The sequence below is a fragment of the Lysinibacillus sp. 54212 genome (assembly GCF_036662795.1).
Lineage (GTDB): Bacteria > Bacillota > Bacilli > Bacillales_A > Planococcaceae > Lysinibacillus_B.
In genome coordinates, this window is the sequence record NZ_JBAFWZ010000007.1 from 1 (window position 1) to 23,656 (window position 23,656).

Annotated in this window: 24 protein-coding genes; 14 read left to right on the top strand and 10 right to left on the bottom strand. The window is 38.4% G+C overall.

Going from position 1 to position 23,656, the window contains the following annotated elements; genetic code table 11:
* The first annotated feature begins 250 nt into the window (after positions 1-250).
* On the top strand, positions 251-940 hold the full coding sequence (locus tag V4T18_RS06390) for an aspartate/glutamate racemase family protein (protein ID WP_332647790.1): 690 nt from the start codon (positions 251-253) through the stop codon (positions 938-940).
* 249 nt (positions 941-1,189) lie between these two features.
* Here V4T18_RS06390 and V4T18_RS06395 read toward each other — a convergent pair whose 3' ends face one another.
* A complete protein-coding gene (locus V4T18_RS06395; protein WP_332647792.1) occupies positions 1,190-2,062 on the bottom strand; it encodes a LysR family transcriptional regulator in 873 nt (290 codons plus the stop codon).
* Positions 2,063-2,177: 115 nt separating this feature from the next.
* On the opposite strand from V4T18_RS06395, the gene V4T18_RS06400 reads away from it, so the two are divergent.
* From V4T18_RS06400 to V4T18_RS06410, 3 genes are read left to right on the top strand one after another with little or no spacing between them, the layout of a single operon-like run.
* A complete protein-coding gene (locus V4T18_RS06400) occupies positions 2,178-3,302 on the top strand; it encodes a YbfB/YjiJ family MFS transporter (protein ID WP_332647795.1) in 1,125 nt (374 codons plus the stop codon).
* Between the two features lie 3 nt (positions 3,303-3,305).
* Complete coding sequence (locus tag V4T18_RS06405) at positions 3,306-4,313, top strand: NAD(P)H-dependent flavin oxidoreductase (RefSeq protein WP_332647797.1); 1,008 nt, start codon at positions 3,306-3,308, stop codon at positions 4,311-4,313.
* The gene (locus V4T18_RS06410) at positions 4,310-4,837 is read left to right on the top strand and encodes a hypothetical protein (protein ID WP_332647800.1); all 528 of its coding nucleotides are present in this window, start codon (positions 4,310-4,312) and stop codon (positions 4,835-4,837) included. Before V4T18_RS06405 ends, V4T18_RS06410 begins: the two co-directional genes overlap by 4 nt.
* An 18-nt stretch (positions 4,838-4,855) precedes the next feature.
* Here V4T18_RS06410 and V4T18_RS06415 read toward each other — a convergent pair whose 3' ends face one another.
* Positions 4,856-6,049: an MFS transporter gene (locus V4T18_RS06415; RefSeq protein ID WP_332647802.1), complete on the bottom strand. Its 1,194-nt coding sequence runs from the start codon at positions 6,047-6,049 to the stop codon at positions 4,856-4,858.
* A gap of 372 nt (positions 6,050-6,421) precedes the next feature.
* Between V4T18_RS06415 and V4T18_RS06420 the strand changes: the two genes are divergently transcribed.
* Both V4T18_RS06420 and V4T18_RS06425 read left to right on the top strand, forming a co-directional pair.
* A complete protein-coding gene (locus tag V4T18_RS06420) occupies positions 6,422-6,946 on the top strand; it encodes a sigma-70 family RNA polymerase sigma factor (RefSeq protein ID WP_332647805.1) in 525 nt (174 codons plus the stop codon).
* Positions 6,939-7,589, top strand: a complete 651-nt coding sequence (locus V4T18_RS06425; RefSeq protein WP_332647806.1) for a hypothetical protein — start codon at positions 6,939-6,941, stop codon at positions 7,587-7,589. The genes V4T18_RS06420 and V4T18_RS06425 overlap by 8 nt, the downstream gene beginning before the upstream one ends.
* A 73-nt stretch (positions 7,590-7,662) precedes the next feature.
* On the opposite strand, the gene V4T18_RS06430 is transcribed toward V4T18_RS06425, so the two are convergent.
* Positions 7,663-8,325, bottom strand: a complete 663-nt coding sequence (locus V4T18_RS06430; protein WP_332647808.1) for a Crp/Fnr family transcriptional regulator — start codon at positions 8,323-8,325, stop codon at positions 7,663-7,665.
* Between the two features lie 71 nt (positions 8,326-8,396).
* Between V4T18_RS06430 and V4T18_RS06435 the strand changes: the two genes are divergently transcribed.
* The 5 genes from V4T18_RS06435 (at position 8,397) to V4T18_RS06455 (ending at position 12,865) form a co-directional block, all read left to right on the top strand.
* Positions 8,397-9,128 carry an HAD-IIB family hydrolase gene (locus V4T18_RS06435; RefSeq protein WP_332647810.1) on the top strand — a complete coding sequence of 244 codons (732 nt, stop codon included), beginning with the start codon at positions 8,397-8,399 and terminating at the stop codon, positions 9,126-9,128.
* Between the two features lie 2 nt (positions 9,129-9,130).
* Positions 9,131-10,096, top strand: a complete 966-nt coding sequence (locus V4T18_RS06440) for a S66 family peptidase (RefSeq protein WP_332647811.1) — start codon at positions 9,131-9,133, stop codon at positions 10,094-10,096.
* Positions 10,097-10,435: 339 nt separating this feature from the next.
* Positions 10,436-11,143, top strand: coding sequence for a M23 family metallopeptidase (locus V4T18_RS06445; protein WP_332647813.1), 708 nt, complete (start codon positions 10,436-10,438; stop codon positions 11,141-11,143).
* A gap of 186 nt (positions 11,144-11,329) precedes the next feature.
* Positions 11,330-11,713: a VOC family protein gene (locus tag V4T18_RS06450; protein ID WP_332647816.1), complete on the top strand. Its 384-nt coding sequence runs from the start codon at positions 11,330-11,332 to the stop codon at positions 11,711-11,713.
* A gap of 195 nt (positions 11,714-11,908) precedes the next feature.
* The gene (locus V4T18_RS06455; RefSeq protein WP_332647818.1) at positions 11,909-12,865 is read left to right on the top strand and encodes a hypothetical protein; all 957 of its coding nucleotides are present in this window, start codon (positions 11,909-11,911) and stop codon (positions 12,863-12,865) included.
* A gap of 315 nt (positions 12,866-13,180) precedes the next feature.
* On the opposite strand, the gene V4T18_RS06460 is transcribed toward V4T18_RS06455, so the two are convergent.
* Positions 13,181-13,510: a BRCT domain-containing protein gene (locus V4T18_RS06460; RefSeq protein WP_332647819.1), complete on the bottom strand. Its 330-nt coding sequence runs from the start codon at positions 13,508-13,510 to the stop codon at positions 13,181-13,183.
* 174 nt (positions 13,511-13,684) lie between these two features.
* Here V4T18_RS06460 and V4T18_RS06465 point away from each other — a divergent pair, with 174 nt between their 5' ends.
* Together V4T18_RS06465 and V4T18_RS06470 are read left to right on the top strand one after the other, a co-directional pair.
* Positions 13,685-14,080, top strand: coding sequence for a hypothetical protein (locus V4T18_RS06465; RefSeq protein ID WP_332647821.1), 396 nt, complete (start codon positions 13,685-13,687; stop codon positions 14,078-14,080).
* A 63-nt stretch (positions 14,081-14,143) separates the two neighbouring features.
* Positions 14,144-14,968: an MBL fold metallo-hydrolase gene (locus V4T18_RS06470; protein WP_332647823.1), complete on the top strand. Its 825-nt coding sequence runs from the start codon at positions 14,144-14,146 to the stop codon at positions 14,966-14,968.
* Positions 14,969-15,090: 122 nt separating this feature from the next.
* Here V4T18_RS06470 and V4T18_RS06475 read toward each other — a convergent pair whose 3' ends face one another.
* Positions 15,091-15,654 (bottom strand): DUF6434 domain-containing protein, encoded by a 564-nt coding sequence (locus V4T18_RS06475; RefSeq protein ID WP_332647826.1) that lies wholly within the window; start codon positions 15,652-15,654, stop codon positions 15,091-15,093.
* A 211-nt stretch (positions 15,655-15,865) separates the two neighbouring features.
* On the opposite strand from V4T18_RS06475, the gene V4T18_RS06480 reads away from it, so the two are divergent.
* On the top strand, positions 15,866-17,545 hold the full coding sequence (locus V4T18_RS06480) for a methyl-accepting chemotaxis protein (protein WP_332647827.1): 1,680 nt from the start codon (positions 15,866-15,868) through the stop codon (positions 17,543-17,545).
* A 184-nt stretch (positions 17,546-17,729) separates the two neighbouring features.
* On the opposite strand, the gene V4T18_RS06485 is transcribed toward V4T18_RS06480, so the two are convergent.
* From V4T18_RS06485 to V4T18_RS06505, 5 genes are all read right to left on the bottom strand, one after another.
* Positions 17,730-19,145: an aldehyde dehydrogenase family protein gene (locus V4T18_RS06485; protein WP_332647829.1), complete on the bottom strand. Its 1,416-nt coding sequence runs from the start codon at positions 19,143-19,145 to the stop codon at positions 17,730-17,732.
* 86 nt (positions 19,146-19,231) lie between these two features.
* Positions 19,232-20,932, bottom strand: coding sequence for an FAD-dependent oxidoreductase (locus tag V4T18_RS06490; protein WP_332647832.1), 1,701 nt, complete (start codon positions 20,930-20,932; stop codon positions 19,232-19,234).
* A 171-nt stretch (positions 20,933-21,103) separates the two neighbouring features.
* Positions 21,104-22,114, bottom strand: coding sequence for an LLM class flavin-dependent oxidoreductase (locus V4T18_RS06495; protein ID WP_332648126.1), 1,011 nt, complete (start codon positions 22,112-22,114; stop codon positions 21,104-21,106).
* A 60-nt stretch (positions 22,115-22,174) separates the two neighbouring features.
* Positions 22,175-23,116, bottom strand: coding sequence for a ring-cleaving dioxygenase (locus V4T18_RS06500; RefSeq protein ID WP_332647835.1), 942 nt, complete (start codon positions 23,114-23,116; stop codon positions 22,175-22,177).
* Between the two features lie 49 nt (positions 23,117-23,165).
* The gene (locus V4T18_RS06505; RefSeq protein ID WP_332647837.1) at positions 23,166-23,609 is read right to left on the bottom strand and encodes a MarR family winged helix-turn-helix transcriptional regulator; all 444 of its coding nucleotides are present in this window, start codon (positions 23,607-23,609) and stop codon (positions 23,166-23,168) included.
* Positions 23,610-23,656 lie beyond the last annotated feature (47 nt).

Here is a 23,656-nt window from a genome sequence, read left to right on the forward strand (position 1 = left end):
TTCGAACTAATAAAAACAGGTCAAACCCTTGATATATCAATATTTATAGAGGGAGTGTCAATTTGAGAAAAAAGTCCTTTTTGGCACATATATTTAAATAAGTAGTATATCGATTCTGACAAATCACATAATCGAACATTTTATTTTGCTGCTTTGGGTAATGATATTGATATTTTTAGAGAGGGTTTTTGAAAGTAACGGAGAAATATAAAAGCTATATTGGTGAAAAATCAAAAGAGGGGGAGTCAGCATGAAAACAATCGGGTTAATAGGTGGAATGAGTTGGGAGTCTACAGCCGTATATTATCGTCTGATCAATGAAGAGGTGAACGCCATACTGGGAGGCTTGCATTCGGCGAAAATCATACTCTCAAGTGTAGATTTTGCAGAAGTAGAGCAATATCAATCATTAGGGGACTGGGAAAAGGCAGGACAAGCATTAGCAATTGAAGCACAGAAATTACAACAGGCAGGTGCTGATTTTATCGTCATTTGTACCAATACGATGCATAAGGTAGCACCAATTATTCAAAGTGCCATCTCTATACCCCTTTTACATATTGCGGATGCAACGGCGGAAAAAATTAAAGAAAAAAAGATCAAAACAATCGGACTACTCGGGACCAAATATACGATGGAGCAAGATTTTTATAAAGAAAATATTATTCAGCATGGCATTCATGTGATAGTTCCACAGATTAAGGAACGTACAGAAATAAATCGAATTATTTATGAAGAGCTTTGTTTAGGGGCGATAAATGGACCCTCTAAAGAATACTATGTTCGAGCAATTCAACATCTAATCGAAGCTGGAGCAGAAGGAATCATTTTAGGCTGCACGGAAATCGGCTTACTTGTAAAAGAGGGGGATGTGAGTGTCCCATTATTCGATACAACTAGAATTCATGCGAAGGCAGCGGTTGTTGAAGCATTAGGGTAATTATAAACACAATTCCGTATAGAAAGATGAATATTTCTATTAAAATCTACCATAAAAGCACTTATAGTGTAAATTTACACCTTAAGTACTTTTTTAATGGGTGTAAGTAAGTTGAAACTGAAATTTATCCTTATCATTATAGGAAGTAGAATAATCAGTTATAAAATGGAAAGTTCACATAGATAGAAGCTAAAATAAAAATGTTAAGAATAGGAGCCACTTCTTGAAAGACATGGCTCCTTAAAAGTATTAGAAACTCTCAATAGCACCGGCCGAAATCCTTTTTAATAATTGCTTAAAGTGAAAAAGAGGAACGGATGGGTTCTCTTTTTGAGAGATTAACTGCGTATCAATGATAGAAAACTCGTTTGGAAGAGTATCATATGACAATTCATAGTACCTTGAATACGTATTATACACCGCCTCCGGAAGTAACGTAATGCCAAGCCCCGCAGCAACACAGCCTAAAATTGCCTCAAGAGAACCTAGCTCCATTAGTCGATAGGATTTAATGCTTTTATGGCGTAGGTATTTTTCTAACTGAAATCGGTACGAGCATCCTGATCTGAACACTAAAATAGTAGAGGATTCTAATGGGATGAATTCATTTTTTTTAGGGTAGATTAATAGCATTTTCTCCTGAAAAATCGTTTCTACGTCAAGGGAGGAATGCTGAATAGGACCAGATACAAATGCTGCATCTAACTCAAAATGTAGGACCGAGTCAATTAAATTTAAGGTTGGATTCGTCCGTAGTGAAAGGTCCACTTTTGAGTATTGTTGGTTATACGCTGCCAAAATTTTAGGTAATCGTATGGCAGCGGTTGTTTCCATCGATCCAATCTTTAATGTACCAACCGGATTTTCTTGGTCTTGCATAGCAGACTGTGCCCTTTCAATCGTTTTAAAAATTTGTAGGGCATATTGCAATAATTCTTCCCCTTTTGGTGTCACAATACATCCACGATTATGTCGGAATAATATCTTGGTTTGTAGCTGTTCTTCAAGCTTATGGATTTTTGCTGTGATATTGGATTGAGAATAGTTTAACCTTTCAGCAGCTTGCGAAATACTTCCTAATTCGGCCACATATTTAAAAGCCTTTAATGCATCAATATCCATTTGGTCACCTACCTGATATCAGTTTTTCTGATATCTATCATATAATATTTGAATTATTATTTATACCAAATAGTTGATACTATTAAAAATATCAAAAACATAAGGGGTAATAAAGGTGAAAACGATTATTGGAGGGATACTTTTACTAGCGGTTGTAATGGGATTTGGACGATTTGCTTACACGCCATTAATGCCGATGATGCAAGAAGACTTAAATTTAAGTAGTACTGCAATTGGATATCTTGCAACGAGTAACTTCGCTGGATATTTTGTCGGAGCACTCCTATTAAGTGTAATAACTTTTAAAAAGAGTAGAGGGCTAGTGCTAACGATAGCTCTACTAATCAACATGCTCACGACTATAGGGATGGGTGTGATGGACCAGTACTGGGTATTATCCTTGCTACGATTTTTTTCGGGCATTTCTAGTGCTGTTGTATTTATTTTAACGTCAAGCATTGTGTTGAATTATATTGCTATGCAAGGAAAGGTATGGTGGAGCGGAGTTTTATATGGTGGCGTAGGAGCAGGGATTGCTCTATCAAGTGTGACAATTATGGGGGCTGAACCGCTAGTATCATGGCGCTTAATGTGGATCCTTCTGGGGGTCCTGAGTATCCTAATGGGGGCGATTGGAAGCATGCTTATTCGTCAAGCCTCTATTGTGAAGACCTCAACTGGGAAACCGGTCCAAAAGCAACAAAAGCCGATTATGTGGCTCATGCTCTCTTACGGACTTGAAGGAGTAGGCTATATTGTAACAGGTACATATATCGTATTAATTGCAAATGGAATTCCGACTATTGAATGGGATGCAACAGTCGTTTGGCTAATAGTAGGGTTGGCAGCGATCCCGTCGTGTGTCTTATGGTCAAAGCTAGCTCATAGATGGGAACATGAGAAAACGCTAGGCGTTGCGTTATTGATTCAAGGAGTTGGGATTATAATACCCGTCTTACTCGTAAATGGGTTAGGGCTGTCCTTAAGTGCTTTGTTGTTTGGTTTCACATTTATGGGGATTACAACACTTGCTAATGCCATTGCTCGTGACTATGGTCCAAGGATCTTAAGTGTTTTAACGGCCATGTATGCAGGTGGGCAAATGATAGGTCCACCAATTGCAGGGAAGCTAATGGATTATTATGATTACGAGGCTGCGCTTATTTTCGCAACATGTTGTATTTTCCTAGCAGGCATAATTGTATTTAAAAATTTATCATTGAATAGAAGTGAGGCGTAGATGATGGAACGAGTGAAATACCCAATAATACAAGCTCCGATGGCAGGAGGGATCTCTAATGTTTCACTAGCAAGGGCCGTGTCAAAAAGTGGGGGACTTGGATTTATAGCGGCTGGTTATAAATCTGTCGAGGTACTTGAAGAAGAAATAGTGGCATTACAGCGAGAAAATTGTTTATTTGGAGTCAATATTTTTGTGCCTACACAAGATGTTGCTAATGAAAAAGAAATAGAATCTTATAAAAGTAAATTAAGGCAAAATTGGCAGCTGAAGGTAAGCCTTCCGGAAAGATTAGATGATTATTTGGAAGAAAAAATACAGTTAATAAAACAATATAGGGTTCCTTTTTTAAGTTTTACATTTGGTTGTCCTCCTGAAAAAATGATAAAAGAATTACAGCTAAACGGTAGTACAGTAATCATTACAGTGACAAATGGAAAGGAAGCAAGAATAGCACAGTCCCTAGGAGCAAATGCGATTTGCCTACAAGGTCTAGAAGCAGGGGGACATAGAGCATCATTTGAAAATAAGGATCCTGAGCATAAGAAATCTTTGATGGAGCTTTTGATCGAATTGAAGAGCTATATTCACATACCAATTATTGTTGCAGGTGGAATTATGCACGGAAGTCAAATCCAGCAATATTTACAAGAGGGTGCTGAAGCGGTTCAGCTCGGCACAGCATTTATTTGTTGTCACGAAAGTGGTGCAAATGGGGTTTATAAAAACGCATTAATTCAGCGTAAGTTTTCAAAAACAGCATTAACGAGAGCGTTTACTGGAAGACTTGCAAGAGGATTAGAAAATGATTTTATTCGTCAACACAATGCTATGGCGCCTCATGCATATCCAATGGTTCATTATATCACTCAAGAGATTCGTAAAAGTGCTATGGCAAATGAAGATATACAGGCTATGTCCTTATGGGCAGGGGAAGGATTTAAAGAAGTCCGTGACCTCTCAGCAGAAGAATTAATAAAAGCGCTAGTTAGAGAAGCAGGTTTAGAATGAAAATTTCATTAGAAGATTGGGAAAATAATTTTATTCGATTATGTGCCAAGCCATTTTTTACAATTCAAGATAGACAAATATTTGCTAGATTAATGGATATGGAGCTGGATGAAAAGCGAGTTCTTTCTTTACTAGAAAAGCATGGTTTAACCTTATTAGCTCAAGAGAAAATCAATAGTATAGAATGCTGTAGTACTTATAATTCAGGCTTGCCTCAATCCCTGTCAAGCACTATAAAGGAACAAAAAAATCTCCTTTTGCATAAAGGATTAGACGAACTTGCTGCAAGATGTGCAGCGCTTTATAAGAATAAGGAAATTAAGCTGATTCACTATCATTTACTATGCAAGGCGCTACTTGAATACCAGTATCCGTTACAGCAAATTGCTGAGCCTCACCGCCATCTCGTGTTACAAACTATATATTTATTTGAGCTAGAGGAAGAGCTAATGGATTTTTCCGTCACTTCGGATGAGTTTGATCCAAATAAAGATAGCTTATATGAAATTATTGGATTCGAATAATTTCATATAAGCACTAGTTTAAGACGAGATTGCTATTTTCCTCATTCGCCATAAAAAGTAAAGAGTAGGAAGGATTAAAAGGGAGGATGCAGCAATACCGCCTCCAATCGATGTATATAGTGCAATCAACCCCACTAAAGGTCCCCCCGCTACTTGTCCAAGTGCATCGAGCTGACCATACATCGAAAGTGCAGTTGCTCTGCCCTCGGATTGTAATCGTTTGTTAATCATGACGGAGGTTAATGGATAGTTGGCCTCTCGCAGCGAAGCAATTACCCAATATAAAACAACAGCAAGCAGGAAGCTACCACTAAATGCGAAAATCAGCATTGTGATAACGAGTAGGGAGTTAAGAACGAGCAAAGCCTGTGCATACCGTTCTTTTACAAAGGCTTCGACAACTTTTAGAACGAATATATTTAATAGGAATGCAATTGCAAAGAATGCACCAAACCAATAAATAGCCTGTTCTTCGTTCAGTTGGAAACCTTCGATAAAATGAGCGCCCCACAATCGATCAAAGCCCTCACTAGCCAACCCTATCAATAATGTAATTGCTGCAAGACCTATTAGAACGGAATTCCCTTTTATTTGAGAGAATCCCCCTTTAATTGCTCGGCCCATACTTTGATAAACTGTCGTGTCTACCCGAGTAGCCCTTACAAATTTCGTTTCGGGTACCGCAAATGAAGCAATGATTGCTATTACAATGAGCAATGCGCCAGCGATTAAAATAGCAATTCTTACAGATAAAAGGGCTGCTAATAGTACACTAACAAGAATTCCGATAAAGCTTCCAAGAGAGCTATATTGCGCCCCTTTAAGAAATACGTGATCCAATTCTTTGTTTTCAAGCTCGTCTGCAATCCATGCCTGTTCAGCGCCACTAATAAACGTCCAGCCGACTCCCCATAAGGCTGCACCTACGGCAATCGCCCAAAATGATGGAAAGCTCCCTTCCAAAATATGTGCTGCTCCGATAATGAACGTGCCAAGAACTAATGATTTTTTACGTCCCCACAGGTCAGCTACTAATCCTGTTGGTATTTCTAATAACAGAACCGTACATTCCATAATGGTTCCGACTAATACTAGTTGAAGCGGGTTTAACCCGGCCTGAGAAACATAATAAATGGCACTTAGTGTAAATACGATATAAATACAGAACGAACGCGAACCTGTTAATAAATAATAGATAGATTTAATATTCAATTTGATGCCCTCCGATTTTAGAAACTTTGCAGAACTCGAATCGGAGAATAGGTTACAGAATTAATTTAAGCTAACATACCCTCCGATTCATCTGTGAAAGTAGAAATAATGACTGTCATATTCCTCGCTCCTTTAATGTTGATTTTTTTAATTATACAATATATTTCCAATAATTTATAATGCTTCCTGGATAAGATTGGACAATACTTTCGGAGTTACTACGGGATTGGGAGAGTAAAAATGGTTTTGCGATTTTTTTCTTGTAAATCGAATGTAAGTCGAAGAATATTTTAAATTTTTAAAAATTAATGAACAAAAATCGCCTTGAGAATCGTCTAATAAATAAGTAAGGAAGAAGGGAGATGTTAATCTTTGAGTCATAAAATATCGAAGCTGGAATGGGCAATGGATGAATACGGAGAACTATTGATACGTTTAGCCTATACATATGTAAAAGACATCCATGTGGCTGAAGATATCATTCAAGATGTATTTTTAAAGGTTTACGAGAAAGATGATGGATTTCGTTTCGAATCTTCTTATAAAACATACCTCTATCAAATTACGATTAATAGATGTAAAGATTATTTAAAGAGCTGGTCTTTCAGAAGTTTATTTTTTACAGATAATCGATTGTCTGAAGCCGAGACGAATGAATCTACAGAAAATACAATGATTCGTTTTGAAGAGGATTTCGAATTGGGCGAGAAGGTTTTAGCTCTACCTATAAAATATCGAGAGGTGTTAATTCTACATTATTATCAAGATTATTCTATTTCAGAGGTGAGTTCCATTTTAGGGATTTCACAAAACACGGTTAATACTCGCTTAAGAAGGGCAAAAGAGCGGATAAAAAGTAATATGTCAAGGAACGAGGAGGGTGACCAAATTGGATAATTTCGAAAAAGAAGATGTGAAGCGTGGCATAGATGCGCATATAAATAAGAAGCAACTGTTTACACCGCAACTTAAAAGTGAAATTAGAAAAAAAGCTTTAGAAAAACGAAATAGCATAATGAATTTCAATACTTCAAAAAAGGCACTCATCACTTTATTTAGTAGTTTTTTAGGTGTTACAATCGCTGGAACCCTACTTTTTTTCCTGATAGGGGAGCCATTTTCTGATAGGGGAGAGATAGATGAATCCACTCTTGGTGTCAATTCAGCATCGGAACCAGACCCAGAGAGTGTTAATGGAACTTTATTTGTGGATACTCTTAACAGTACACTCCAAGCTGCAGCCGCTTTATCGACTAATGATTTTGAAACGCTACAATCCGTAATTGTTTCTAGCGCGACAATTAATGAAAAAGAGCAAACTGTAACTTTTCCAGTAGGAGAAACTCCTTTTGTATTTGAAACGAAGTATTTCCCACCTTTTGACTTAAAGGATCTTAAAATTGCCGGGTACGATGAAAGAAAAGGGGTTGATCCTATTATCATTCTTAGAATTGAAGAGCATACCTATGAAGTGCAATTTTCTAAGGACAAAGGCTCAAATGACGAGTATCGAATTATTTCTTTTATAGGCAATCGGTAAAAAAGCATTCTCCTTTACTAATAGAAAATGCATAAGCTTTTAGAGCCATTCTATATCAGGATGGCTCCTACTCTTATTCATACCGAATCCCTTCGGAAATACCCTCGATTTGCTGCCAATCCAGTATAGAAATGCCTTCCTCGCTTCTCTCTACAATATTTAATTCTACCCAGTCCTTCAATACACGGTTCAAATGGCGCTTTGTTGTGCCGATGAGTGAGGCAATGTCAGTCAAATTTGTTGTAGACATATAATGCGTATAATTTTCGTCAGTAGCGATTGTGCATAGGTATGCAGCAAGTCTTGTTGCCACAGAGGAGAGTGCATTTACTCTCGAAGAAACGGTACACGTTTGTAGTTTAAAAGAAAGTTCTTTTAGGAGAAGCTGACAAAAAGCTGCATCCTGTTGGAGATCATTTCTATAGACAGCTAATGGAATCCATAAGAAAGTACATTCACGGTCTGCAATACAATCGGATTGAACGGGACAGGATTGAAAAATTTCGATATCCCCTAGAATGGCAGGAGGATGGCAATATCGAAGTAGAAGTTCCTTTCCAGTTACCTCTTGTGTAGTCACATAGTATCGCCCTTCTACTAATAGATAAAGTCCGTCTATTGGCTCACCCGCTCCAAGAATCCTCTCACCTCTTTTCATGATTCGAAGCTCAAGCTTTTCTTTTATTCTGTTTGAAAAGGGATAACCCCATATATTTATCGCATCATTCTTATCCATACTATACCTCCGAGACACCTGTCCTACTTATTTTACCAAATTTAAGCTACGATAAAAGGGAGGTGATTGCTATGAATTTTGTATTTGATTTAGATGGAACGATTTGTTTTCAAGGAAAGCCTTTAGAGGAAGGGATTTGCGCGGCACTTGATGAATTATTAGAAAATGGTCATCGGGTGATCTTTGCTTCAGCAAGACCCATTCGGGATATGCTTCCCGTGCTGCCAGAGCACTATCATACTTGTGATATGGTCGGGGGAAATGGCGCTTTTTCATGTCGAAACCGACAAATTGATGTGACGTATTTTTCACACGAAACGACAGCAAGATTAAAGGATATCATTACACGTTATAGGCTTAAATACCATGGAGATAGTGATTGGGATTATGCTTACAGAGGGGATATCGATCACCCGATGTATCCTAATATCGACCCTGATAACAGAGCAAGGAACGCCTCCTTAGATGAATTAGAGGGCATTTGTAAATTAATTCTTTTCTCCCCGCCAGAAGAAGTGAAGGAGATTGTTAGAGCGTTACCCGTTAGTTGTTTTGAGCATGGAGGGGAAGACATTTTAGATATTAGCCCAAGAAATATTAATAAAATGAGTGGGCTTCAAAAGCTTGGAATCCATAAATTTATTGCCTTTGGAAACGATGCCAATGATGCTTGTTTGTTTGAACATGCCGAGTATAGTGTCTGTGTTGGGAATCATCCTGTATCCCAATATGCCTCGGAGCAAATTCATCTATCCGATGTAGCCGAAGTAATTATAAAATTAGCCAATAGAAAAGGAGAATGAGTATGCTTATACCACAAAAGCTTTCTGTAGGTGATGAGATTCGAATAGTTGCCCCAAGTAGGAGTGGAAGTATTCTTTCTGAGGAAGGAATCGAGCAAGCAAAAGAGCGATTAGAGGAGTTAGGCTTAAAAGTTACGTTCGGTGCGCATATATTTGAGAATGATATGCAAAATTCCGCATCGATCCAGCAACGTGTCGAGGATCTTCATGCAGCGTTCGCAGATCCGAATGTAAAAGGAATCCTAACAGTAATAGGTGGCTTTAATTGTAATGAGTTATTACCGTATCTTGATTATGAACTGATTGGGAGAAATCCGAAAATGCTTTGCGGATTTAGTGATATTACGGCTTTGGCAAACGCGATTACAGCTCGTTGTGGATTTATTACATATTCTGGACCTCATTTTTCTAGCTTTGGAATGGACCAGGGGCAGGAATATCAAACGGCCTTTTTCAAGCGCTGTTTAATGGAGGACGAGCCATTTTTGCTAGAGCCATCTGACGGGTGGAGTGATGATGCGTGGTATTTAGACCAAGAAAACCGAGTATTTGAACCGACCGAATGGAAAGTGTATAACGAGGGGAAGGCTGCCGGTACACTTTACGGCGGGAATTTATGTACTTTGAATTTATTGCAGGGCACGGAATATATGCCGGATATTCAAGGGGCAGTGTTGTTTGTAGAGGATGATGAGCTCGTATTTCCTGAGATGTTTGCAAGAGATTTAACTTCTCTATTACAAGCAGCTGGCAGAATAAGTGGACTTGTTATCGGACGCTTCCAAAAAGCCTCGAAAGTGACGGAGGAGCAATTAACATTTATTTTAGACAAGCATCCACAATTAAAGGAAATACCTGTATTATACGATGTTGATTTTGGTCATACACAGCCGATATTTACTTTCCCAATTGGTGGAGAGGTTGAGATTCATAGTGGGATTAAGACGATTAAGCTGCTGAAATTCTAAAAATCAATTGTGTTGCTTAATCTATGTCACGCCATTGAAATTTCCGATACTATGTTTGTGAAATTCATAAACGAAACTTTAATGATCCATTACCGTATAAGATAGTAGTTCGTCAAATTTAACTAAATTTAGGAGTTGAGGGTTATTATGGGATGAGGTGTAGAAGGGGTCATAAGGCCAGATGATTTTGGTAGGTCTTTTTTAAATGGAAATCCGGAAATACTTTATAGACAGTGTATTGATGAGTTTAAAGAATTAGTAACGATTGATCAATTTATAGAGTTACTGCAGTCCTTTAATGAAGAGGTTGAAAGCTATGAACTAATTGAAAAGGTTTCAATGGGTTCTTTAATTCAGTATGTTTGGATAGATAACCGAAAAGAAAAAGCGATTGGTGTCGTATTTGATTCAACGAATAGGATTCATCGCCTTTTGTTGAAACCTTATATGAAATTTCCTGAAAGTGACAAACGCTATTCGAAAAACATGTATAACATGCCGATTAAAGATGAATGGTTTGTTTTTTGGGGTGGAACAAATGAATTTATCAATTATCATTATGCCTACCAATCACAACGATATGCTTATGATTTAGTTATTATGAAGGATAATCAAACTTATCAAGACAATCCGATGCAAAATGAAAATTACTATGCATTCAATAGAGAGGTTGTCGCACCAGCCCATGGTAAAGTCATAAAAGTGGTGAATCATATTGAGGATAATGTTCCAGGTGAAATGGATGATACACAGCCAGCGGGAAATTATATCGTTTTGGAGCACCCAAATAAGGAATATAGTTTTCTAGCACATTTCAAACAGCATTCTATTGTCGTCAAAGAGGGCGAAATTGTGCAACAAGGGCAAAGGGTTGGACTCTGTGGAAATTCGGGAAACTCATCTGAGGCTCATATTCATTTTCAAGTGATGGATTCTCCAGATTATACGAATTGTCAGTCAATCCGAATTCGTTTCAGCGATGGCGAAGAACCCATTCAAGGAGATATCGTAACACCATTTGGGTTGAAAAATAAAATGGATGTTTGATAAAGGTGATTTTTTTAGGGCACTGATTCCTCATCCTTGTTCCGATAATTGAAGCCGTAATTTATGACATTACATAGACAGAGTTGATCTATGCATTTTGAAGATTAACTTTGTCTTTTTATTATTATAGTAACAATCTTTTAGAAAGCCGATAATAAAATAACGGTAAAACAGGAGAGATATAAAATGAACACTCAATTATTAATGTCCCATTGCGTATTTCCTACATCAGATATCATTAGTACTGCCAATTTTTATGAACAAAAAATGGGCTTTAAAGCAGTTCGTTATTTAGAAGCAGCAGAACCTCATATTTGCTTGTATCGTGATTCAACTGAAATCATTTTAACTAAAACAAATGGTCAACAAGTTATACCAAATAGAGTTTTATATGGGTATGGCTATGATGCTTACTTTATTACAAAGAATCAAGAGGAGCTTCAACAAGAGTTTATTAATGCAAATGTAAAAATAGTCCGTGCACTACATAATACTGATTACAATAATAATGAGCTTGTAATAGAAGATATTGATGGTAGATGGATTGCTTTTGGCATAAAGGTAGGATGAGAAGGAAGGCTTCCTCTTTCAAACATGCTTATGTAAAAAGCTCATAATAAGTGTGTCTTGAAGAGAATGGATGGGAATTGAATGGAAGATGTTTTTAGAAAAGTCAATTTTGCTTTGGAGAACAGCGGTTATTAAACATTACAATCAAAGACAGATTACGAACTGCTAGGAGAAGGGGCATGGCATAAAGCTTACTTGGCGAAACTATCTAGAAGCCACTTCCTTGTAATTCGTTTTCCTAAGAAGCAGGCTTACGGAAAGACCATTCCTTTTGATCGTCAGGAATTGCTTTCAGAATATGGTGGGAACGGATTTTATTATCGGCAAGCGAATATGATTATGTCTGGGATATGTCCTGACGAATATGATTTTTATGTTGATTCTGAACTCACCTATACGATTGAAAGTTATATGGGACAGTCTATTAATTTGTCGGTGACTGATTCCTTTAAGGCAAGAGATTACGGTATGCAACTAGGGGAATTTTTTCGGAAAATGGAGAATGTAAAATTGAATCTGGAAGGTTTTGGTAGTTTGATTTGGAAGGATGGTAAATTAGAGGGTTTTTATAAAGAGGATCCACTGAAATTAATGGCAGATGAAAAAGATAAATTTCATTCAGAGTGGTCACGATTAAGGGAGGCAAAACTTTCTTTTGACCGTTCATCTATTGAAGGGAAATTGTCATGGTGTCTTGAAAAACGTTCAGTTTCTTCTATTTCATTGACGAATCAAGATACTTCTCCTGAAAATCTTATTATTCGTGATGGTCGAGTTCACCTAATTGATCCGCGTCCGGTTATATACAGTGGTGTTGCTGCTGCGGGTAATCATGTAAACAACTATAAAACACTTTTTCCTACTTATGACCAAGCTCCACGCTATATTAAAAATCAATTTCACATGCATAAGGATGTTCTATATGCACTGGCTACTGGATTTGAAGAAGGATATACAAATGGATTGGTCGAGCAAAAAAAAGCTTTAAAAATCGAACAATTTCTGGAGTTATTTTCTTTATGTTACGGCAATTATGACGCTTTACAAAAAGAGAGTAACACCGAAACTTACTTGCGAATGGGAGATAAGCAGGCAATTGAATCACGGATACCTATTTATTTGCGGGAGCTGGAGACATTTGAGTTTAAATGAGGAAATACATGTTTTTTAATAAAGGGTTGTGATTAGAAAAGAGATAGTCTAACAACTATCTTTTTTACCCCGTCCTAAACTTAGAACGGGGTAAGCCGGCTATTTTAGTGGTAGTCGGTGTATTTTATATTAAAGCTCAGCCTTAACCTCCGTACCGTCCTTAGCCCTGACCTCTACTAGCACGATTCCCTTGAAATTTTTCAGTTCCTTAACAATAGGCTGTTTTTTAATACCATTTATAGCTTTGAAACCTGAATTACAATAATCTTTTTACGGAAATGAGTTATTGTGGCTGCTTATCTTCAAGAAGATAGCTTAATTATTTTTGGGCATAGAAAGGAGCCAAAGAAAATCATCCTCAAAGATCATTTGGATATCATAACCAAGACTTATTAGTCCCTCTGCCCTTTGCTGCTTTGTACTTATACTACGGCGTTTATTTCCGAGAATAACGAAATTCGTGTCCTGTGTAACAGCTCCCTGCATGATTCCACCAAAAGCCCGTACCTTTTTCGCAGCCTCTGAACGTGTCATAGTGGAAAGCGCACCTGTAATGACGATTCTTTTATTATAAAATGGATGGGTTTGGCGTTGGGCTGAATCAGAAAGTAGAATGTCCTCTGAGCCCTCTATATTTTTATTCATAAGGATTCTCCTTGATCTCATGGAAAGATTGCTCCTTCATTATAGGTGAGAATCATTAATAGGACACGATTTTTTCCACGTTAGACCGTAAGTTTTAAGGGAATTATAATTTCACGCAGGAACATTTTGTAAATAGAATCGTTTTCTTCTAAAAGGGAAATAGGAGAGGGTTAGATGAAGAAATTAATGATGATTTTGTTAGCCTCATTGCTTCTTGTTGGTTGTGCAGGAAAAGAAAAAACGGCGAAAGATTTCGGTGAGGGAATCTCGGTAGAAATGGCAGCCTCTCAAAAAATTAAACATCTGAGCTTAGTGAAATATGTGTATGGAAGTGAGGAATTTAGTGGCGGTGTTATCAATGCAGATTATAGTCCTTTCAAAGACGGACAGATCCTTTGGTTTGATGCAGCATTAAGTGAAGCCAGTTCAACAATTGCAATATCTTATAGCTTAAATCTAGATGGAACAGAAGAGAAAACAACCGAAAAAATTGATATTTCAGGAGCTAGCAAATGGGTTAACCTAAAATTAAATCAAGACATGGAATTAGAGATTGTTGATATGGAGTAGGTGAGGGTTAATCCTAGCTTGAAAAGTTGTTGAATAAAAAAGTGTCAGAAAGTAGGAATCTCAATGAAAATTACTGCTTTACTAGAAAACTCAAAGTTCGATAAAAATTTGACCGCTAAACATGGTCTGTCATTATATATTGAAACCGAAGAAATGAAAATACTATTTGATTTGGGGCCAGATCAATCTTATATAAAGAATGCACAAGCTTTAGGAATTGATTTAGATATTGTACATGCAGTCATTATTTCTCACGGGCATTCGGATCATATTGGCGGCTTAGGTTTTTTGAATAGAGTGAATAACCATGCAACTATCTTTTTATCACAAAATGCCCTAGAACCACATTGGTTAAAAATAGGTCCTTATTTTCATTCTGTAGGCGCGGACACTACTATAGAAATGGAATATAGTAGTCGTTTGAAATTGGTAAAGAAGGATATTGAAATAGGGAAGGGCATACATATTATTTACCTACAGCCGACTAAGGAATTTACGAATAATCTTTATAAAGGGACCAATAAAGAATTGGATAACTTTGATCATGAAATCATGCTGGTCATTGAACGTCCAAATGGTTTAGTCGTATTTAGCGGATGCAGTCATCATGGAATTGTTTCAATGATAGAAACAGTATTACAAAAGTTCCCGAATAAAAAAATCGATAAAATAATTGGTGGGTTTCATTTAATTGGTTTACCGATACTCAATACATTAGGTAAATCGAAAGAAGAAGTCATTCGAATTGGGCAGACACTAAATAACATGCCAATTAATCATATGTACTCATGTCATTGTACGGGTCCAAAGGGGTTTAAAATTCTTAAGACGATTTTAAACGAGAAATTGCACACTTTTGAAACAGGTGAAGTTCTTGAGGTAAAGTAAATAATTTAATTATCGTTGGCCTTGCAATCCCAAGGCTCGAACGGGTAAAACTAGCATTTGTACGATGTCAAACAAGGGCTAGCTTCTACCCGATAGATGGTTAGCTCACAGGAGACGCTTCACTATGTAATAGGCGTGTATTTATTGCTACCAGGAAGTTTCTTGATCTCGTTCCATGCTTCAATAGCTTCTTCACGACTTTTTCCTCGATTTTTCGGGTCAGCAAAATAGTCTCGAATAAATTGATTATATTCGAATTGGGGAGGGATCTTTTTCTTGTACATCGGGTCATTTTTACGTTCTTCTTCCTGGTACCAAGCGTTGACAGCATCCTGATATGTTTTTCCGACATTGCTTTTAAAATACTTTTGAATAGAAGTAGAAAAATGAAATTTCGGTATTACACTCTCAAAAAATGCTCGTACATGCTGACTACAACGATGGTTTTCCGTAATGACCTTATTCAGGCTTAAATCTACTTCGGGCTCCGTTTGCTTATTCGATCGTCTCGTAGGTTTTGTGATTGCCCCTGTCAGAAGAAAAGTTTCAATCCTATCAGCAATCTCCATTTTAGAACCAGAAGCACTTATTGCATGTTCTCTACAAAATGATTGCAATTCTTCCTTTAACCAATAGAAATCTTTAAAGCTTTCTACACTAATATCCTTCGTTAGATTAGGTCTCAAAATATTACCTCCCTACTTCCTTTACCTCTATTTTAGAACAAACGTTCTCTTTTGACAATAGAGAGGAATTAAAAACTCCACTCTGAAAGGAGTTTTTAATTTTGTCAAATATTAGATAGGATTTGTTATAATAGTAATAACAACTATAGGAGAAAGCTCGTACATGAGATATACTCAGTACGACTTATTATTAAGGAATAGAGGGTGTAAGATGAAACTGACAGTAGAACGGAAGCTACAATTTGCATTTGGCATTGTTTTAGTACTCCTTTTAAGTATTGCGGGCATAGGTATGTACTATTTAAATGAAAACAATCGTACGCTTGATAGGATTGAAAAGGATACAGAGATTATTCATTTGTATAATGATATTTCTTTCCAAACGGTTCGAGCGAATGCAGCAATTCGTGGATATATGCTATATGGTAAGGAAGAAATGCTAAACAATCATTATGAAATTCGAGAAACTTTACATAGCTCCGTTGATCGTCTGGCAGCTCTTGGCTATGACGACAAGGATTTTGATCAATTTTTAATTCAACTAAAAGAGTGGGAGACACCAATTGATGAGCAAATTGTTCCGCTTTCTCAAAACGGTGATGTGGAGCAGGCGCAAAAGGTGGCGCTACCGGTTTTAGGAGAGGGCTCACAAAAGCTTGTTGTTTTCGGTAAAACGATGGCAACAAGTCAGCAGGAGAAGATGATAAAGAAGATTGAAAAAACGAAGAAACAGGGCGCTTTCAATATTAAAGAAATTTTCGTGCTTACAATCTTGTCATTAATTATTAGTATCGTGATAGCAACTGTATTTGGTCGTCGTGTTGCTAAAAACATTCAAAAAACGGTTTCGGAAATGAACCGATTTGCTGACGGTGATTTACAAACAGCCCTTCATTTTAAAACAAAGGATGAATTTGCCCAGCTGGCGACAGGGTTTAATACGATGGCAGAAAAGCTGCGTTCTACGATGAAGCAGGTAGGGGAGTCCTCACAGCAGGTAGCAGCAACCTCCGAGCAATTGACTGCTAGTAGTATGGAGGTAACACAAGCAACTGAGGTTGTTACAGAGTCCATTCAAGAAATAGCCTCTGGTATTGAAAACCAAGACTCACTAACAGGGGATGTAAAGGGCTTATCCTCGCATATACTGAAGAAAATGGATGAAATTTCACAAAGTATAGAGCATGTGAATGAAGCAGCTGTTGAAACGAAGAATATGGCGAGCACAGGGCGTTCATCTGTCCGAGATTTAACCAGGCAAATGGATGAAATATCAGATAACACTGTAGAACTAAGCACACGTGTACAGGATTTAGATGAAAATACAGCGGCAATTGTATCAGCTGTTAATGTTATAAAAAATATTGCGACTCAAACGAACCTTCTTGCTATTAATGCCTCTATAGAAGCAGCAAGAAGCGGTGAGCATGGAAAAGGCTTTGCCGTTGTAGCAGAGGAAGTTCGTAAGCTAGCAGATGAATCTAGTTTAGCTGCTGGAGATATTGAAAAGGTTGTTACTCAGATTACTGAAAGCACGCGTATCATTGAGGATGATATGCAAAATAGTAATCATTCTGTTGAGGTTGGTCGTGAAAAAGTATCTGTGGCACGCGATAATTTCTTAACAATAAACGATGCCATCCATGATGTACAAAGCCAGGCCGAGTCAGTTACAGAGGCTATCCGTGCGATTCACCTAGACGTTGAAAAGCTCGTGAAGGAAATTGATATCATTAGCGAAGTATCGATCAAATCAAGTACAAATGTACAAAGTGTAGCAGCTTCATCGCAGGAGCAAAATGCTGCTATGGAAGAAGTAGCAGCAGCCTCAACCCATTTAGCAAAAATGGCCGTTGATTTGCAGGAATCTATACAGACGTTTAAATACTGATAGAACTGAATAAATATAAGCATTTGAATCATTTAACAAGGGGGCTGCCCAGAAAGTCAAAACTTTCTAGGTAGCCCCTTGATTACTGTATAAGAAAGTATAATTTTTTTAGGGTTTGAGCATTTTCTCGCTCTAGCTGCCGGCGCTTATCGTGGCTAAACGGGACGCTTACATTTTTCTTACTTTATTTATATTTTTGCTGTAGCATTTCGAGCTTTCCTTTATAAGGAGGCATAACAAATGGCTCGTATTCCTGAGGTATAGCGGTAAACACAGCGCGGGCGTGAGAAAAGCCTTTAAAGCCATGGATCCCGTGATAGCTTCCGACACCAGAGTTACCTACACCTCCAAAAGGTAGGTTCGGGTGGGTATTGTGCGAATAAATATCATTAATTGTTACACCGCCAGAAGAGGTTGTTTGCAATATATGCTGAACAAGCCCCTCATTTTCACTAAATAAATATAAGGCAAGCGGCTGTGGTTTTGAACGAATGTATGCAAGAGCATTCTCAACATCCTGATACGGCAACACTAATAGAATTGGACCAAAAATCTCCTCATGCGTAATTTCCATATCCTCCGTAATATTGCTTAATAAGGTAGGCTCGATACGTCGAGATTCCTCATCAAAATGCCCGCCCGATAGTACGGTAGCGCCTTTTGAAATGGCATCCTCTACAAGATTTTTTAAACGAGTAAAGTTCGCGGCGTTTATAATTTGTGTGTGGTCCTCCTTGCAAAGATTTCCTTGTGCATCATAAATACTATTGCGGACATGTTGTTCAAAATGCTCTGCGAATGCGTTCAAATCTTCCTCATAGACAAATACATAATCCGGCGAGATACAGATTTGTCCGCTATTAAGCAATTTTCCCCAAGCTAACCGCATTGTAGTTCGCTCTAAATCCACATTGCGATCTACAATTACAGGTGATTTCCCGCCAAGTTCTAGTGTGACAGACGCAAGGTGCTTTGCAGCTGCCGTCATAATGAGCTTGCCAATTTTTGAGCCGCCTGTGAAAAAGAAATGATTGAACGGGAGCTCTAATAGCTCGTTCGCCACACTGGCATCTCCTAATACAACAGCCACTTCCTGCTCTTCGAACACTTCTGCTAAGAGCTTTTGTGTTAAAGTTGCGAGTGTTGGCATATGTTCTGAGGGCTTTAGTATGACACAGTTTCCAGCCGCTATTGCTTCTGCTAATGGGTGTATGGTAACCGTTAACGGGGCGTTCCATGTACCAAAAATACAAACAACACCTTTAGGCTCGTAGACTATTTGAGCTTTCGTGCCAGGCTGAGTCTCCACTTCCTCAGGCAGCATCCACGTTTCAATATTTGCAATCGCATACTGGATTCCGCTAGTTACGGCGGTGATTTCGTTGACGATTTCAAACGCTGGCTTCTCCACATCCTGTCTTACGGCCTGTATAATTTCTTCGCTATAGGATTGTAAAACATGGAGTAGCTTCTGTAGTTTTACCTTCCTCGTCGCTGCATCTGTTTGACGGACTTCCCATTGATACTTTTGCTGCTTGTTAAAGATTGCACTAAGATTCGTTGAAATAGCTTGTTCCATTTTAAAAATCCCCTTTACCATCACATTAGTTATTTTCGGTTCACTCTCGGAAACGCATTCTTGCCTTCGTTCTAAAAATCAAGAGCTTGAGCAGCTACTACATTTAACTAGCTATGAACTTCACTTTGCATTCCAGCCTTATGGGTAGGAACCTCATTCTTACAATGCATGGCGGCCAAATAGCCAAATGTCATACCAGGTCCTAGTGTAGCTCCCGGGCCAGGATACGCTTCACCCATAATGGATGCAGAGCAGTTCCCGCAGGCATAGACGCCAGGAATCACCGTTCCATCCTCTTTTACGATTCTGGCATCTTTGTCAATAACAACGCCGCCCTTTGTTCCGATATCACCTGGGAACACCTTAAGCGCATAATAAGGTCCAACATTAATCTCCTCTAAATTAGGATTTTTAAGTGTTGGATCGCCGTAATAGCGATCATGTGCTGTTTCCCCGCGATGAAAATCTAAATCTTTGCCGTTCCTCGCATATTCATTGAATGTTTGGATCGTGTCAACTAAATTATTTCCTGGCATGTGTAATTTCTCCTCTAGCTCTTTGATAGAGTCTGCTTTTATCACAATGCCATGCTCATAATATGGTGTCGGGAAATCCTGTCCCGGGAATTGCCCTGCAAAGATATAGCGTTTTTTAGCTCGTCCATCAAAAATAATCCACGAATGAATCGCCTTTCCACCCGTTTTCTCATTATGAAGATACATACGGTCGACAAATTCATGATACGGTGTTGGTTCATTAATATAGCGTTTTCCATCCTGATCCGTGATAATCATATTCGGTATACCACGATCTGCTACTAAGAAGAATGGTACGCCTTTATGGTCGATAATCGATGGGGCACCCCACACTTTATGCATTAGGTCAAATTGAGCTCCTAGTTTTTCAGCGGGTGTTAAAATATCACCAGTTTGTCCGACTGGTGAACTTGTCCAGCCAACATCGGTAGGGGATGGTAAATATTTATCACGATACGCTTGGTTTTTGGAAAAACCGCCAGAGCCTAAAATCACGCCCTTATTCGCTTTAATGTATAAGGCTTTCTCGTCTTTTTTTACTTGGATTCCGACAACTCGGTCATCTTCAAATATAAAATCTACAAAAGGTGTGTTTAACCAAAGCTCACCGTTTAAATCCTTATAGGAAAGTGCCATACGAGCAATTAATGCTTGCCCGAGTGCAGCGTAATTGACTCGGAATAGCTTGTGCTGTATTAAACGCCAGCCTAATGATAACGAGCGGATTTTCCCCTCCCACGTTCTCGTAATCATGTTGACCTTGTGGAAATCTTGGCCCGTCATAACAAATCCTTTTGTTGATAGGGTAGGTGGCTTTAACTTGTCTCTCCAATCCCCTAATTGATTTGTATTAATAATTAATGGTTCAATAGAGCGGCCCTGTCCTTTCCCACCTGGTAGCTGCGGGTAATAATCAGAATAATTGTTTGCATAGGAAAACCGCATATGCTTTGTGTTCTTATGGAAATAATCAAGCATTTCAATTCCTTTGTTTAAATACGTTGTTTTGATTTCATCGGATACGCCATCGCCGATAGTAGCGTCTAAATATGTTTTCGCTTCTTGGAAACTATCTCCGACACCTGCTTCTACTAAATACCTGTTATTTGGAATCCAAACACCTCCACCAGATAGAGCAGAGGCACCACCGAAGTGCTGCTCTTTTTCTACTAATAATGTGTGTAGGCCTTCATTTTTAGCCGTAATGGCGGCAGAGAATCCCGAGGCACCTGAACCTACTACAACAACGTCATATTCATAATCCCAATTCATAAGAACCCTCCTTAAAAGTTAATAATAGAAAACTATTGCAAAGATTAAAGATGGAAAATCTAGTGAAATTCATAGAAGTATATAATAGAATTGTATTAATAAAAGCTCTTAACTATGCACAAAAAATAGACTATCTGCTTTAAGCAAAGTAGCCTATTCCTATATTTATCCTTATTTTGCTGTATATTTTTTTATCGCTGGAATAATATCATTCCCGATCATCTCAATATTTTTCATAATTTTTTCAAATGGTACGCCACCAAAATCGATTTGTGCCATAAAACGTTGCATGCCATATAATTCATATTGGTAAAGTAATTTTTCAATAATTTGTTCTTTGCTACCGACCATTAAAGCATCACTTGTATCGGGCGCTTGTGCAAATTGCTGCTCCGGATAGCCAGCGCCACGAATTGCTTGGAAGCCACCGTTAATATGAGGATACATTCCCTGTAAAGCCTCTTTTGTCGTTTCCGCCACATAAAATAAGCTTGCTGTTGCTATTGGTAGAGAGGCTGGATCAAAGCCGCTTCGCTGTGCAGCCTCACGATAGGCATCAACAGAAGGTTTAAAATTAATAGCCTGTCCACCTAAAGTCGTGAGCATCATGGGGATTCCCATATAACCTGCCTTAATAGCACTTCCAGGAGGCCCTCCAACTGCACGCCAAATAGGTAATAGGCCGTTTTTTGGCTGTGGAAGGATTGGAGCATTGTGAAGCGGCGCACGGTACCTGCCTTCCCATGTGACATATTCCTCGTCATTAATTTTTTTCAATAGCGCTAATTTTTCCTCGAATATTTCCTCATAGTTTTGTACGTCTACCCCTAGTAAATGATAGGCACCTACACGAGAGCCACGCCCGGCCACGATTTCTGCACGCCCATTTGAAATTAAATCAATTGTGGCAAAGTCCTCGTACACACGTACCGGATCAGAAACACTAAGCACGGTAGCTGAGCTAGCAAGCTTAATTTTTTCAGTTGCTTGAGCAATCGCACCAAGGACGACTGTATGTGCCTGCGTTGTAAAGTACGTTTGGTGGCTTTCTCCAATACCAAATATGTCAATACCTGCTTGCTCTGCTAGCTTACTTGCCTCAATTAGCTCTTGAATTCGTTGTTGCTGTGAAATACGTTCCCCTGTTAATGGGTTCGGAATATGGTCTCCTAAGGAATACAGCCCAAATTACATTCCTTTTGATGTATCGATTCTATATTGCTCCATCATGATTAACCTCCTTTAATCTAATGGCTCTAAAATGGCTTCAATTTCTGCTCTTTTTGCTTCTAAATAGGGTGGTAAATCAAGTTCTTTTCCTAGCTCTTCAACAGAGGAATCGACCGTAAAGCCTGGTCCATCAGTTGCCATTTCGAATAGAATTCCGTTCCGGTCTCTGAAATATAAGCTTTGGAAATAGTAGCGATCGACAACGCCGGAACTATCAAGCCCCCGCTCCTTAATTCGCGCATGCCATTCTCGTAATTCTTCTACTGTTTTCACACGTAGAGCTAAATGATGAATACTTCCACGACCCGGCTTCTCACTCCGTCCTTGTTGTTCTAGGACGACAATTTCACCAAGTGCTTCACCGGCAATCGATTGTAAACGAACTTCCTTATCATGTTCAGAAACAACCGTATAGCCGAAAAGCTCTTTTAATAAATTTACCGTTCGATTAGAATAGCGGACAGTGATTTCAACTGTTCCCATCCCTAAAATACGATGTTCTTCTAATACCAATGAATCCGACCAAGCTTGCCAGTGAGCAGGAATGTTTTGGCCCTCATGATTTAGTAATACCATACGTAAGCCTTCATGATCCTCAAAAAATAGTGCATCTTTGCCGGCATATGTTGTGATTTCACTATGCTCCACACCTAATAAGGTGAATCGATTTTTCCAATACTCGAGGCTTTCATAGCTCGGAACTAATAGTCCGATTCTTGTGATTGCATTTGTTCCACGGATCGTACGTCCAGCAACTGGCATTTCGAAAAACGATAGCTCTGTGCCAGCACTACCCGTTAAATCACCGTAAAATAGGTGATACATTGAAGGTGCATCTTGGTTGACTGTTTTCTTAACACGGCGTAAACCGAGAATTTTTGTATAAAATTCATTATTTCGCTGTCCATTTTTCGTCAACATTGAAATATGATGATGTCCACTTAATTTGTTCATTGTGTTGCCTCCATTTTCAATTGATTAAGCAAGTGATGGTAGAAAAAAATTACGAGGGAGGTAATTTTTTTGTTTTACTATGCTTTTCAATTTTAGATAGTAGTGTATATAAGTTTTTTAATTCCTCTTCAGTTAATACATCGTCAAATAAAGAGGATTGAAAGTTAAGCTGATGTGGAGTGGCAAGATCCATTAATTCCTCACCTTTTTTCGTTAATGAAATCGTTTTTGTCTTCCAATGTTGCTTTCGTTGGATGAGACCTTCTTTTTCAAGTCTTGCCAGCATTCGTGAAATGCCACCCTGAGTAACCGTTACTTTGTCCGCTAATTCGGATTGTGTTAAGGGTGCATAAGTTTGAATTTGGATTAACACGTCAAATTGAGCAGTTGTTAAGTTGAATCGCTTTAAAAATTCATTGGACAACTGATTACTTTGGTTTGTAAAGCGCATCATACGAAGCCAAGTGAGGGATCCGAGTGTATGTTTTCGCATCCTGCTTCCTCCTTTCCTTAGGCTGTAGCATCACTTTACCACGCAAG